Genomic DNA, 13,152 nt, shown 5'->3' on the forward strand with positions numbered 1-13,152 from the left:
CTCACTCCTCGTTCAGGGCGGCGGCGGTTTCCACCAGGCCGGCCAGATTGAAGCGCTCGGGAAGCTTGCCCGCCACCGCCAGTTCGACCCGCTCGGCGATGGCGTCGAGATTGACCTGCTCCAGCACCTCGCCAGCGAACGCCAGGGTCAGCAGGCCGCGGGCGGTCTGCTTGTCGATGCCGCGGGTGCGCAGGGCGAAAACCGCCTCCTCATCGAGTTGGCCGGTGGTGGCACCGTGGGCACACTTGACGTCATCGGCGTAGATCTCGAGCTCGGGCTTGGTGTCGATCTCGGCGCGATCGGAGAGCAGCAGGTTGGCATTGCTTTGCTCGGCCTCGATCTTCTGGCTGTCGCGCTTGACGATCACCTTGCCGTTGAACACGCCATGGGCCCGGTCGTCGAGGATGCCCTTGTAGTTCTCGTGGGAGAAGGTGTGGGGCGCGTTGTGGTTGACCAGGGTGTGGTTGTCCACGTGCTGGCGGCCCTGTCCGTAGAAGAGGCCGTTGAAGTGGGTCTCGGCCCCCTGGCCATTGAGCTCGGCCACCAGGTCATTGCGCACCAGGCTGCCGCCCAGGTTCAGGTTGAACGACGTGTAGCGGCTGTCGCGGGCCTGCTCGATATGGATACTGGCCACGTGAAGGTCGGTAAGCGCCGCCTCCTGCAGCTTGTAGTGAGTGAGGATCGCACCGCGATCGAGGATGATCTCCTCCACCAGATTGGTGAAGTTGGCGGCATCCTCCTCGCCCGCATGATGCTCGATGACCGTGGCCTGGCTGCGCCCGGCCATCTCGATCAGGATGCGTGGATGGCTCATCACCGGCACCTCGCCCGCGCGGGAGAGAAACTGCAGGATGATCGGCTTCTCCACCACGGTGCCCGGCGCCAGGCGCAGGACAGCGCCCTCTTCCATGAAGGCAGTGTTGAGTGCCGCAAAGGACGAAAACTCGACCCCCGTGAGCCGGCCCAACGGGCCGCCCACCGCCTCGTGGTTCTCTTCGAGGGCACGGGAGAGCGGCACCAGTTGCACGCCCCCGGGAAGGTCGTCGAGCTGCGACAGGGCCGGGGCGAAGACACCGTCGACAAAGGTCAGTCGGTGGGCCTCCACGGGCAGGGTCAGCCGCGCCGCCGTGGCCGGAGAGAGCTCGGCATCCGTGGCCAGGTGGAAGTCACCGCGGGCAATGGACCGCACATCGGTGTACTTCCACTGCTCGATACGGCGGTGGGGAAAGCCCAGCGCCTCGAAGCGTGCGGCCCCCGCCTGACGTCGGGCAGCGATCCAGCTCGGCTCGACGCCCTGGGCGGCGATACGTTCAGCCACGCGTTCATTCAGCCGATCGAGGAAACGTGTCACATCGCTCTGCACTTCTTCACTCATGCGGCGGTCTCCTCCTGCACCCAGTCATAGCCACGGCTCTCGAGTTCGCGGGCGAGATCGGCATCGCCACTCTTGGCAATGCGGCCATCGACCAGCACATGCACGCGATCCGGCACGATATAATCGAGCAGACGCTGATAGTGGGTCACCAACAGGATGGCGCGGTCTTCGGCACGCAGGGAATTGACGCCGTCGGCGACCACCTTCATGGCATCGATGTCGAGCCCCGAATCGATCTCGTCGAGCATCGCCAGCTTCGGCTGCAGCACCAGCATCTGCAGGATCTCGTTACGCTTCTTCTCGCCGCCGGAGAAGCCCTCGTTGACGGCACGCTGCAGGAAGCTGGTATCCATCTTCATGGAGGCAACCTTCTCCTTGATCAGCTTCATGAACTCCGGTGCCGGAATCTCGCCCAGGCCCTGCGCCTCACGCTGGGCGTTCAGCGCCGCCTTGAGCAGATAGATGTTCTTCACCCCCGGGATCTCCACCGGGTACTGGAAACCCAGCAACAGGCCGGCACGGGCCCGCTCCTCGACTTCCATCTCCAGCACGTCCTGGCCCTCGAAGGTGATCGAACCCTGGGTGACCTCGTAGCCGTCCTTGCCGGCGATCACTGCGGAAAGGGTCGACTTGCCGGCCCCGTTGGGACCCATGATGGCGTGAATTTCACCGGCGTTGATGGTCAGGCTGAGGCCCTTCAGGATCTCGGAACCCTCGACCGTGACGTGCAGATCCTTGACTTCGAGCATGTTGACTACCTTTTCGATTCTGACGAGCCGACAGGGCGACTTCGATAAATTCGTATGTGCAGCTACGGTTTTCGTGGGAGCCCAGCTTGCTAAATTGAGCTCCCACAATGGCTGAACTCGATAACGGTTACCTCACCGGCGCCTTAGCCCACGGCACCTTCGAGGGTGACGTTCAGCAGAGCCTCGGCCTCGACGGCGAATTCCATGGGCAGTTCCTGGAAGACGTCCTTGCAGAAGCCGTTGACGATCATGCTCACCGCATCTTCTTCGGAGATCCCCCGGCTCTGGCAATAGAACAGCTGGTCCTCGCCGATCTTGGAGGTGGTCGCCTCATGTTCGACGGTGGCGGTACTGTTGCCGATTTCCTGGTAGGGGAAGGTGTGAGCGCCGCACTGATCGCCGATCAGCAGCGAGTCACACTGGGTGAAATTGCGCGCTCCCTTGGCCCGCGGCCCCACCTTCACCAGGCCGCGATAGGACTGGTTGCTGCGACCGGCAGAAATGCCCTTGGAGATGATGCTCGAACGGGTACCCTCACCGATGTGGATCATCTTGGTGCCGGTATCGGCCTGCTGGCGGCCGTTGGTCACCGCCACGGAGTAGAACTCGCCGATGCTGTGCTTGCCGCGCAGCACGCAGGAGGGATACTTCCAGGTGATGGCCGAGCCGGTCTCGACCTGAGTCCAGCTGATGCGGGAACGGTCGCCGCGGCAGTCTCCGCGCTTGGTGACGAAGTTGTAGATGCCGCCCTTGCCGTCCTCGTCGCCGGGATACCAGTTCTGAACCGTGGAGTACTTGATGTAGGCATCCTCGAGCGCCACCAGCTCCACCACCGCCGCATGCAGCTGATTCTCGTCGCGCTGTGGCGCGGTGCAACCTTCCAGGTAAGAGACCTGAGCGCGGCTCTCGCAGATGATCAGGGTTCGCTCGAACTGGCCGGTATTGGCGGCGTTGATGCGGAAATAGGTGGAGAGCTCCATGGGGCAGGTCACGCCTTCCGGCACGAAGACGAAAGAACCATCGGTGAACACCGCCGAGTTCAGCGCCGCGAAGTAGTTGTCGCCCTGGGGCACGACGCTGCCCAGATACTGCCTGACCAGTTCCGGGTAGTCGCGGATCGCCTCGGAAATGGAGCAGAAGATCACCCCCGCCTCGTGCAGCTTCTCCTTGAAGGTGGTGGTCACCGAGACGGAATCGAAGACGGCGTCAACTGCCACGCCGGCCAGGGCCGCGCGCTCATGCAGGGGAATGCCCAGCTTTTCGTAGGTCTCGAGCAGCTTGGGATCGACCTCGTCGAGACTCTGGGGCTTGTCCTCGTCACGCTTGGGTGCGCTGTAGTAGGAGATCGCCTGGTAGTCGATGGGCGGGTAGTCCAGGTGCGCCCAGGAGGGCGACGTCATCTTGAGCCACTGGTGGTAGGCCTTGAGGCGCCACTCCAGCATCCACTGGGGCTCGCCCTTCTTGTTCGAGATGAAGGCAATGGTGCTCTCATCCAGACCCGGCGGTACCGTATCGCTCTCGATGTCGGTCACGAAACCTTCCTTGTACTCGCGACGGACAAGCTGTTCCATTTCCTGACTTGCCATGATGTATCCCCTCCCGGGCGGTTGGGTCGGCGAGCAAGGCTCACCTCGGGTAGTGAAATGCTCGGGTGCGTCAGGCCTCGGCGGCCAGACTCACGCTCTGAATGGGCAGCTGCACCGGCAACTTGATCGGGCTGGTGTCGGCGAGGTGAGCCAGGGTGACGCTGTCGAGCAGGGTGCGAATGGCCAATGAGACCCGCTGCCAGTTGTCAGCAACTCCGCAGGTGGCGGCAAGATCGCATTCGCCATCGGCCTGGCTGCACTCGGTCATCGCCACCGGCCCTTCGATGGCGGAGATGATGTCGCTGGCGGTGATCCGTGACGCGGGACGTGCCAGGGAGTATCCCCCCTGGGCGCCTCGGCGCGACTCCAGCAGCCCGGCTCTCACCAACATCTTCAACGTCTTGCTGACTGTGGGATGGGGCAGCTGGACCGCCTCGGCAAGCTCCGCGGCGGCATGAGGCTGCTCCGGGTGACGGGCGATTTGCGCCATCACCACAGCGGCATAGTCGGTCAGCCGAGAAAGCTTGAGCAAGGCCTGGCCCCCCGGGGGTGAGCACCCCCTCAGTTTCGATTGGGGACCATTTTAGTCCTGTATCATTTTGATGTGAAGCCCCGGCGCACAATCGGGCGGATCGCGACACGTTCACGGACGTTAACGACAATAACGATAATCAATCTCATTTAATACGCTAGTCGAATAACTCCCCAACCGTGGCAGGCATCAGCACTACCAATTCTTACCATTGCGCATCGTCATTCTCAGAAAAACAAATAGATAGGTCGCTCTGCTAAGCTGTGGCATCTCGCATGAGGCAATTCGTCGCCCCATCGCCCCTTATCGCGATTCCGTTACGCCCGGCACCGCAGGGTTGCCGTCAGACCGCTATGCTTGCAAAGGGACGGGGCTTAACAAGAGAGAAACGACGTGGAACTGATTCTTTACGCACTGGACAACATCGACCTGTTGGTCACGCGCACCCTGGAGCACATCTCTCTGGTCGGCGTGGCCGTCGGCATCGCCACCCTCACCGGGGTACCCATCGGCATCGCCATCACCAAGAACGAGCGTGCGGCCCAGAGCGTGCTCTACGCCGCCTCGATCATCGTCACCATTCCGTCGATTGCGCTGTTTGGCATCATGATCCCGGTGCTCTCTCTGATCGGCCAGGGCATCGGCTACCTGCCGGCGGTGATCGCCGTGCTGCTCTACTCCCAGCTGCCGATCATCCGCAACACCTATACCGCCATCAACAACGTCGACCCGGCGCTGCGCGAAGCGGCCCGGGGAATCGGCATGAGCCCCAACCAGCGGCTGCGCTTCGTGGAAATTCCCCTGGCGGTGCCGGTGATCATGGCCGGCGTGCGCATCGCCGTGGTGCTCAATATCGGGGTGATGGCGATTGCCGCCTACATCGGCGCCGGGGGCCTGGGCACCTTCATCAGCCGCGGCATCTCGCAGTCCGACCCCCGCCAGCTGATCGTCGGTGCCGTGGCGGTGAGCCTGCTGGCCATCATCGTCGACTACACCCTGCTTTTCGTGCAGAAGCGCCTGACGCCCCGCGGCATGGAGCTCGACGCCTCCACCGCCTGATCGCGAGCCCCTGACGACCGAGACGACAAGGACACCCGAATGATCCAACTCGATAGCCTGACGAAGGTCTTCGACACGCCCGAGGGCGCCGTGGTCGCCGCCGACCATATCAGCATGGACGTGCCCAACGGCGAGATCTGCATCCTGCTGGGCCCCTCGGGCTGCGGCAAGACCACCACCCTGAAGATGATCAACCGCATCGTGAAGCCGACCTCCGGCAAGGTGTTCATCAACGGGGAAGACACCACCGACATGGATACCCAGGATCTGCGCCGCAATATCGGCTATGTGATCCAGCAGATCGGCCTGTTCCCCAACATGACCATCGAGGAGAACATCACGATCGTGCCCAAGCTGCTGGGCTGGAACAAGGCCCGCTACAAGGAGCGGGCCCGGGAGCTGATGGCGATGATCTCCATGGAGCCCGACGCCTTCCTCAAGCGCTTCCCCAGCGAACTCTCCGGCGGTCAGCAGCAGCGCATCGGAGTGGCCCGGGCGCTCGCCGCCGACCCGCCAGTGATGCTGATGGACGAGCCCTTCGGGGCCATCGACCCCATCAACCGGGCGGTGATCCAGGACGAGTTCCTCAAGATGCAGCAGGAACTGAAGAAGACCATCATGTTCGTCAGCCACGACATCGACGAGGCGATCAAGATGGGCGATCGGGTGGCGATATTCCGCGAGGGCAAGCTGGTGCAGCACTCCTCACCCGACGACCTGCTGGCCGCGCCGAAGAACGCCTTCGTCGAATCCTTCCTGGGCGAGGACCGCGCACTCAAGCGCCTCAACCTGGTCAAGGTTCAGGAGGTGGTCTCCGACGAGATCGCCACCGTCGCGCCCGGCGACACCATGGAGACGGCACTCGCGCGCATCGAGGAATACGGCTATCAGAACGCCATCCTGATGGTAAACGACCAGCGCCAACCGGTAGGCCTGATCTCCCGGGCCAAGGCGCGCACCACCAAGGGCTACTGCCGTGACCACTTCGAGAACGTGCCGGGTACCGTGACCCTGGGCGATGACCTGCGCAAGGTCGCCTCACTGATGTTTTCCCAGGACGCCACCTGGCTGCCCTGCGTGGATGATCAGGGGCGGGTCTGCGGCCAGATCACCCAGCGCGCCATGACGCACCACCTGGGGTCGCGCTTCCGCGCCCGCGAGGCCGCCGCCCGGAATCCCGACAGCGCCGTCAAGGAGTGAGCCGATGCCGATCCAGAGCCTGAACGGGGCCCTGCGCGCACTCCTGCTGGTGGCGATCTTCGCCGCCGGGGTATGGAGCCAATCGAGCGGGGTCATCGACGACTTCCTCTTCTATCTGCCGGATGTGCAGTACCTGGCCATCCAGCACCTGTGGCTGACGGCAATCTCCGGCAGCCTGGCGATCCTGGTCGCCATCCCACTGGGCATCGTGCTGTCACGCCCGAGCATGGCGCGCTGGGCGGAATCGCTGATGCAGGTACTCAACGTCGGCACCACCATTCCCACGCTCGCGGTGCTGGCCCTCTCCATGAGTTTCCTGGGCATCGGCATGGTACCGGCGGTCTTCGGCCTGTTCGTCGCCACGCTGCTGCCCATCACCCGCAACACCTATGCCGGGCTCAAGGGCGTTGACCCAGCGCTGATGGAGGCCGCCGCCGGGATCGGCATGTCGTCGACCCAGCGCCTGATGCGGGTGGAGCTGCCCAACGCCCTCTACGTGATCTTCGCCGGCATGCGCACCGCCCTGACCATCAACGTGGGCACCGTGCCACTGGCCTTCCTGATCGGTGCCGGGGGGCTCGGTGAGCTGATCTTCACCGGCATCGACCTGTACGATCCGGTGATGATGCTGTCCGGCGCCATTCCCACCGCCCTGCTGGCGATCGTGGTCGATGCCCTGATCGCCACCGTCGCGTTTCTGGTGGTGCCACGCGGGGTCAACCCGTCGCGCGCCTGATCGTTCGAACCGTGCCACATTATTGTTACACCACAAGGAGAAGCACTCATGAAACGCTTGATAACCACCCTGTCCAGCCTGGCCCTGGCCGGTGCCATGACCACAGCCGGCGCCGCCGACATCACCGTTGGCGGCAAGAACTTCACCGAGCAGCAGATCCTCTCCAACATGACAACCCAATACCTTGAGGGGCTTGGCTACGATGTGGAGAACCGCTCCGGCATGGGCTCTGCCGTGCTGCGTCAGGCTCAGGAAAACGGCCAGATCGACCTCTACTGGGAGTACACCGGCACCTCGTTAATCAACTACAACGACGTCACCGAACGCCTGTCGCCCGAAGACACCTACGCACGGGTCAAGGAGCTCGACGCAGAGAAGGGCCTGGTGTGGCTGGAGCCTTCCGACGCCAACAATACCTATGCCTTGGCCATGCGCGAGGAAGATGCCGAAGAGCGCGGCATCGCCACCCTTTCCGAGCTGGCCCAGGCGGTCAATGACGGCGAGGACCTGACCTTCGCCCTGAACGCGGAGTTCTATGCCCGCGAAGACGGCTGGCGCCCACTCCAGGAAGCCTATGACTTCCAGGTCGACCGCGGCGATGTCAGGCGCATGGACTCCGGCCTGGTCTACCCCGCCCTGCGTGACGGCGACGTCGAAGTGGGCCTGGTCTTCGCCACCGATGGTCGTATCCCGGCCTTCAACTTCCACGTGCTGGAAGACGACCAGAACTACTTCCCGGCCTACGCCCTGACACCGGTCGTGCGCCAGGAGACCCTCGAAGAGAACCCAGAGCTTGCCGAACAGATGAACGAGCTGTCGGCGATGCTCGACGACGAGACCATGGCCGAACTCAACGCGCGGGTCGACGTGGAGCGCGAGAACATCGAAGATGTGGCCCGCACCTTCCTCGAGAACAACGAGCTGCTGTGACGCTCCCCGACATGGCTGGCATAATGCTGGCTATCGCAGTAGGCAAGGAAGGCCGCCCACGGGCGGCCTTCCCTCTTTCCAGGGGGATGAGATGCACTATCAGGACAGACTCCGGGTCGGCGCCGCCCAGATCAACGCCACCCTCGGCGAGGTGGATGCCAACCTGGCGCAGCATCTCGACATTATCCAGGACGCCTGCGAGCAGGGCGTCGAGCTGCTGGTCTTCCCCGAGCTCTCGCTCACCGGCTACGGGCTGGGTAGCCGGGTAATGCAGGTGGCGATGCCGCTGGAGGACCCGCGCCTGCGTGAGCTGGCACTGGCCTGCCGCGAGATGCAGACGGTGGTGGGCTTCGTCGAGGAAGCGAGCCCCGGCGAGTACTACAACGCGCTCGCCATCCTCCAGGACGGCGAGATCACCGCAGTGCATCGCAAGCTGAACCTGCCCACCTACGGCGGCCTCGAAGAGGGCAAGTGGTTCACCCACGGCAGCGACCTCACGCATACGCCGATTCGCCCCGGCTGGTCGGCCACCCAGCTGATCTGTGCCGACCTGTGGAATCCGGCACTGGTCCATACTGCACTGCTGCCGCGCCCAACCGTGCTCTGCGCACCGATCAACTCGGCCTCGGGTATCGTCAGCGATGACTTCTCCAACGAGCAGAACTGGGCGCTGAACATACGCTTCTATGCCATGACCTATGGCACACCGGTGATCATGGCCAACCGCTACGGACCGGAAAATGGCAGCCACTTCTGGGGCGGCTCGCGAATCCTCGGCCCCAGGGGCGAGCTGCTCGCCGAGGCCGAAGCGCGCGAAATGCTGATCACCGCCGAGCTCTCACGCACCACCATCGCCCGGGCCCGCTTCGAGCTGCCCACCCACCGCGATGCCGATACGCCGCTGGTGCGCGAGCTGATGGCCGGTTATCGTTAAGCGGCCACAGGGAGGGGATGATGCGCGAGGGTCCAGTTACGGTCTTCGGCGGCACCGGCTTTCTCGGTGATGCCATCGCCCGCGAGTTGGTCGAGGCCGGCCGCGGGGTGCGTATTGCCGCTCGCCACCCTGCCCTACCAGCCTGGTTCGAGGACGGGGATCCGGTGGAACTCGTCACCGCCGATATTCGCGACGAGGAAAGCCTCGCCGCGGCCCTGGAGGGCGCCAGCGCCGTGGTCAATGCCGTCAGCCTCTATGTGGAAACGCGCGATGCCAGCTTCGAGGCCATCCATGTAACGGGAGCCTGGCGACTGGCCAGCAAGGCTCGGGCAGCCGGCATCGATCGGCTGGTGCAGGTCTCGGGCATCGGCACCCGCCATGACTCGGCCTCGGCCTACGTGAGAGCCCGCGCCCGGGGCGAGGACGCGGTGCTGGACGCCTTCCCCAAGGCGATCATCGTGAGGCCAAGCGTGCTGTTCGGTCCCGGAGATGCCTTCCTCACCGGCCTAGAAGGCCTCACCCGGCTACCGTTGATCCCGCTGTTCGGTCGCGGAACGACCCGACTACAGCCGGTACACGTGGTGGATGTCGCCAGGGCCATCGCCGTACTTGCGGGCCGCTCGGCCCCGGGACGACGCTTGTTCGAGCTCGGCGGGCCCGACGTGCTGAGCTACCGCGAGATCCTCGAGACATTGCTCGCCCACCTGCGCCGCGAGCGGCCGCTGGTGCCGGTTCCCTTCCTCGCCTGGCGGCTGGTGGCAGCCTTGGCCGTCTGGTTGCCCGGCCAACCGCTGACGCGCGACCAGGTGATCCTGATGCAGACAGACAACATTGCCGATGTGAACGTCGGTGGTTTCCGATACCTCGACATCATGACTCACTCGCTGCGCGAGAGCCTGCCTGCCTGCCTGCCACCTCACGACACCTGACCCCTCCTGCTCGTCAAAGCCGGGCCCCAGCGTCTATGCTGAAGACATGAAACTATTCTCTCTCAACGCCAGTCGTCCCTTTGGCGAGAAGGTGGCGCAATCGCTCGGCATCTCGCTTGCCGAACACGAGGAACGCGACTTCGAGGATGGCGAGCACAAGGCTCGACCGCTGGAAAGCGTACGTGGCGAAGATGTCTACGTGCTGCAGAGCCTCAATGGCGACCCCGAGCAGGGCGTCAACGAACGGCTCTGCCGGCTACTGTTCTTCCTGGGCGCCGTCCGCGACGCTGGAGCCCGGCGGGTCACCGCCGTGATCCCCTATATGGCCTATGCGCGCAAGGACCGCCGGACCAAGTCGCGCGACCCGCTCACCTCCCGCTATCTGGCCATGCTGCTCGAGGCCATGGACATCGATGGCGTCATGACGCTCGATGTACACAATGTCGCCGCCTTCCAGAATGCTTTTCGCTGCCTCACCCATACCCTCGACACACGCCGCCTGTTTGCCGATTACATGCGCGAGCGCTGTGGCGACGACAAGGTGGTGGTGGCTTCCCCTGACCCGGGCGGCGTGAAGCGGGCGCAGGGCTTCAAAGAGATGCTGGAGCCCATGTTGGGTCGCGAGATCGGCGCAGCCTACATGGAGAAGCGTCGCAGCGAAGGCAAGGTCAGCGGCACCCTGCTGACCGGCGAGGTCGAGGGCGCCACCGTGCTGGTCGTGGATGACCTGGTCAGCTCGGGGGGCACCCTCCTGCGCGCTGCGGAGGCCTGCCTGGAACGAGGCGCGAAACAGGTGTATGGCCTGGCGGCACACGGTCTCTTCGTCGGTGATGCCGACCGAGTGGTCAGTGATCCACAACTGACCAAGCTGATCGTCACCGACACCGTCCCCCCCTCCCGCCTCGATGACGAGGTGATCAAAAAGCACCTGGAAGTGGTCAGCGCTGCCCCGCTCTTTGCGGAGGCGATCCGGCGCGTTCATGAGAATGGCTCGCTCAACGAACTGCTCGAGGGTCCCGCGTGACGGCGACCTCGTCACCGCTTCAGCGGCGGGGGCCAGGCCTAGTCGAGATCACGGCAGGCCCGTAGCCCCAGCGCCAGATACTCCCTGGCCCGGGGCTCCCATTTATCCGGCGTGCGCGGGTCTGGATCGAGCAGATGGGCCAGCGACAGGCGAGCCCTGAGACACGCACGATAGGCCGTGTAGAATGCCAGCAGCCGTCTGTCTGGCCGATCCTGGAGGCGTCTTGCACATTCGCTGACCAGACACTCGCCTATCCAGGCGGCCCCCAGTCGCTCGCACTCGAGCCCCAGGAAACGCAGTTCATCGAAGGGGTCAACCAGCCGCAATGGCCGGCTGAATTCGAGGCAATCGATGATCACAGGGGGGTCGGAGAGACAGACATGCTCGGGGCGCAGGTCGCCATGTCCCTCGACGATCCGTCCCTGGCGAGCACGACTCCCCAGCAGCTCGGGCTCCTCCTCCAGAAGACGGTCGAGTCGATCGAGCATGAACGCCACGCCCTCTCTCGCCACGGAGAAGCGGGTATCCTCGATGACCTCCCGATTCTTTTCGAGTTCGCGCTGGAACTGGTCAAGATACGTTTCTGCCGACATCTCGACCGGCTCGAGCCCCTGATAGAAGTCTGAGAGCCGCTCGGCGACCAGGGTGATCCGTGTCTCGGTGACGGTGCCCTGCGTCAGGGCCACATCCAGCATGAGGTGCTCGGGCAGTCGCTTCATCACGACCAGCCAGTCCACCACCTGCTCGTCAACCTCCTGCCCTTCCTCCTCCAGCACCAGCGTACCGTCGTCATCGAGCCGCAACCCTGCCACCCCGAGGTAGACCTCCGGCGCCAGACGACGGTTGAGGCGAACCTCTTCGTGGCAAAGCAGCTCACGGTCGCGCAGGAAGTGGCAGTCACGGTGATTGTACTCAACGGGCTTCTTGAGCTTGTAGACCCGATCCGTCGTCAGGAAGACCCAGGCCATATGGGTCTCCTTGACATCGACCTCACCTTCGAAACCGGCGTAAGCCCGGGAATCCGACAGGAACGCGACCTTGTCCCCTAGGGAGACATTATTTGCGGCAGCGTTGTGGGATGAATCGTTGGCCATGGGAGTCCTCTTCCAGCGTGACCAGAGAATACCATACCACCTCGATGAATCCGGACGAGCGCTTCATCGGCCACTGCCGTCGATGTCGGGGTCGCGGCCGTTCCACCATCGCAGACGCACGCCCGTGGCGGTAGGCTCAGGAGAGACATCACTGGCAGGACGGAGAGAATGGGCGGCATGAGGCCATCACCCGACTGCTCCTATCCTGCCATGTCCTGTCAGATGAGCCGCTGTTACCCTTTCGGGCCCTGCCGTACCGCCACAGGAGGCAACCGATGACCCGACCGCGCATTACCCTCGATGTCTTCAGTGATTACGTCTGCCCGTTCTGCTATCTGGAAGCCCCGGAAATCGACGCCCTGGCCGAGCGCTTCGGCGACCTGGTGGAGATCCGCTGGAGAGCCTTCGAGCTGCGCCCCAAGCCCGAGCCGACCCTCGACCCTGACGGCGACTACCTGCACGACATCTGGGAGCGCGCCGTCTATCCCATGGCTGCGCAGCGCGGCATGACCCTGCGCCTGCCCCGCCTCCAGCCGCGTTCGCGGCTGGCCCACGAGGCCACTGCCTGGGCTGAAACGCAGGAAACGACCCATCCCGGGTGCACCAGCGCCCTGCGCTGGGCACTGTTTCGGGGCTTCTTCGAGGAGAGCCTGGACCTCGCCGACCCCGAGGCACTCGTCCGCGTGGCGCAGACGCTCGATCTAGATGGCGAGGCCCTGCGCCAGGCCCTGGCGCAGGGCGACTTCCGCCCGCAGGTAATGGCCGACCAGCAGACCGCCCGGGAGCTCGGTATCGGCGGCGTGCCGGGCCTGCGCTTCTCGCTGGATGGGGAGCACGCCGGCGTGCTCGAGGGCGCCCAGCCGCGCCGCCAGCTGTTCCTGGCGGTGGAACGCCTGCTCGACGCCATGCGCTGATATGACAGGCCACCGTTCTCCACCCCCGATGCCAAGCCCCTGATATGCTGTAGTCAGATGCATGAGCCACCACGATCTTATAATTTGCAC

13 protein-coding genes are annotated in these 13,152 nt (G+C 64.1%); 8 read left to right on the forward strand and 5 right to left on the reverse strand.

Annotated features, from left to right (window positions below; genetic code table 11):
- Nucleotide 1: 1 nt before the first annotated feature.
- The 4 genes from sufD to U5L98_RS13005 all read right to left on the reverse strand — a co-directional run bounded on the left by sufD (nt 2) and on the right by U5L98_RS13005 (nt 4,242).
- Nucleotides 2-1,375 (reverse strand): Fe-S cluster assembly protein SufD, encoded by a 1,374-nt coding sequence (sufD, locus tag U5L98_RS12990; protein ID WP_322558698.1) that lies wholly within the window; start codon nt 1,373-1,375, stop codon nt 2-4.
- The gene (gene sufC / locus U5L98_RS12995) at nt 1,372-2,124 is read right to left on the reverse strand and encodes a Fe-S cluster assembly ATPase SufC (RefSeq protein ID WP_322558699.1); all 753 of its coding nucleotides are present in this window, start codon (nt 2,122-2,124) and stop codon (nt 1,372-1,374) included. The genes sufD and sufC overlap by 4 nt, the downstream gene beginning before the upstream one ends.
- A 143-nt stretch (nt 2,125-2,267) precedes the next feature.
- Nucleotides 2,268-3,710, reverse strand: coding sequence for a Fe-S cluster assembly protein SufB (gene sufB / locus U5L98_RS13000; protein WP_322558700.1), 1,443 nt, complete (start codon nt 3,708-3,710; stop codon nt 2,268-2,270).
- A 70-nt stretch (nt 3,711-3,780) separates the two neighbouring features.
- Nucleotides 3,781-4,242 carry an SUF system Fe-S cluster assembly regulator gene (locus tag U5L98_RS13005; protein ID WP_322558701.1) on the reverse strand — a complete coding sequence of 154 codons (462 nt, stop codon included), beginning with the start codon at nt 4,240-4,242 and terminating at the stop codon, nt 3,781-3,783.
- A 393-nt stretch (nt 4,243-4,635) separates the two neighbouring features.
- Here U5L98_RS13005 and U5L98_RS13010 point away from each other — a divergent pair, with 393 nt between their 5' ends.
- From U5L98_RS13010 to U5L98_RS13040, 7 genes are all read left to right on the forward strand, one after another.
- Nucleotides 4,636-5,301, forward strand: coding sequence for an ABC transporter permease (locus tag U5L98_RS13010; RefSeq protein ID WP_322558702.1), 666 nt, complete (start codon nt 4,636-4,638; stop codon nt 5,299-5,301).
- Nucleotides 5,302-5,340: 39 nt separating this feature from the next.
- The gene (locus tag U5L98_RS13015; protein ID WP_322558703.1) at nt 5,341-6,501 is read left to right on the forward strand and encodes an ABC transporter ATP-binding protein; all 1,161 of its coding nucleotides are present in this window, start codon (nt 5,341-5,343) and stop codon (nt 6,499-6,501) included.
- Nucleotides 6,502-6,505: 4 nt separating this feature from the next.
- The gene (locus U5L98_RS13020; RefSeq protein ID WP_322558704.1) at nt 6,506-7,237 is read left to right on the forward strand and encodes an ABC transporter permease; all 732 of its coding nucleotides are present in this window, start codon (nt 6,506-6,508) and stop codon (nt 7,235-7,237) included.
- 48 nt (nt 7,238-7,285) lie between these two features.
- The gene (locus U5L98_RS13025) at nt 7,286-8,167 is read left to right on the forward strand and encodes a glycine betaine ABC transporter substrate-binding protein (protein WP_322558705.1); all 882 of its coding nucleotides are present in this window, start codon (nt 7,286-7,288) and stop codon (nt 8,165-8,167) included.
- Between the two features lie 91 nt (nt 8,168-8,258).
- The gene (locus tag U5L98_RS13030) at nt 8,259-9,101 is read left to right on the forward strand and encodes a nitrilase-related carbon-nitrogen hydrolase (protein WP_322558706.1); all 843 of its coding nucleotides are present in this window, start codon (nt 8,259-8,261) and stop codon (nt 9,099-9,101) included.
- A gap of 20 nt (nt 9,102-9,121) precedes the next feature.
- A complete protein-coding gene (locus U5L98_RS13035) occupies nt 9,122-10,030 on the forward strand; it encodes a complex I NDUFA9 subunit family protein (RefSeq protein WP_322558707.1) in 909 nt (302 codons plus the stop codon).
- 46 nt (nt 10,031-10,076) lie between these two features.
- Entirely contained in the window at nt 10,077-11,054 is a 978-nt protein-coding gene (locus tag U5L98_RS13040) for a ribose-phosphate pyrophosphokinase (protein WP_322558708.1), read from the forward strand.
- A 38-nt stretch (nt 11,055-11,092) separates the two neighbouring features.
- Here U5L98_RS13040 and U5L98_RS13045 read toward each other — a convergent pair whose 3' ends face one another.
- Nucleotides 11,093-12,148, reverse strand: a complete 1,056-nt coding sequence (locus U5L98_RS13045; RefSeq protein ID WP_322558709.1) for a hypothetical protein — start codon at nt 12,146-12,148, stop codon at nt 11,093-11,095.
- A gap of 275 nt (nt 12,149-12,423) precedes the next feature.
- Here U5L98_RS13045 and U5L98_RS13050 point away from each other — a divergent pair, with 275 nt between their 5' ends.
- Nucleotides 12,424-13,062, forward strand: coding sequence for a DsbA family oxidoreductase (locus tag U5L98_RS13050; protein ID WP_322558710.1), 639 nt, complete (start codon nt 12,424-12,426; stop codon nt 13,060-13,062).
- The last annotated feature ends 90 nt before the right edge of the window (nt 13,063-13,152 follow it).

This window comes from Halomonas sp. (assembly GCF_034520545.1).
Lineage (GTDB): Bacteria > Pseudomonadota > Gammaproteobacteria > Pseudomonadales > Halomonadaceae > Halomonas.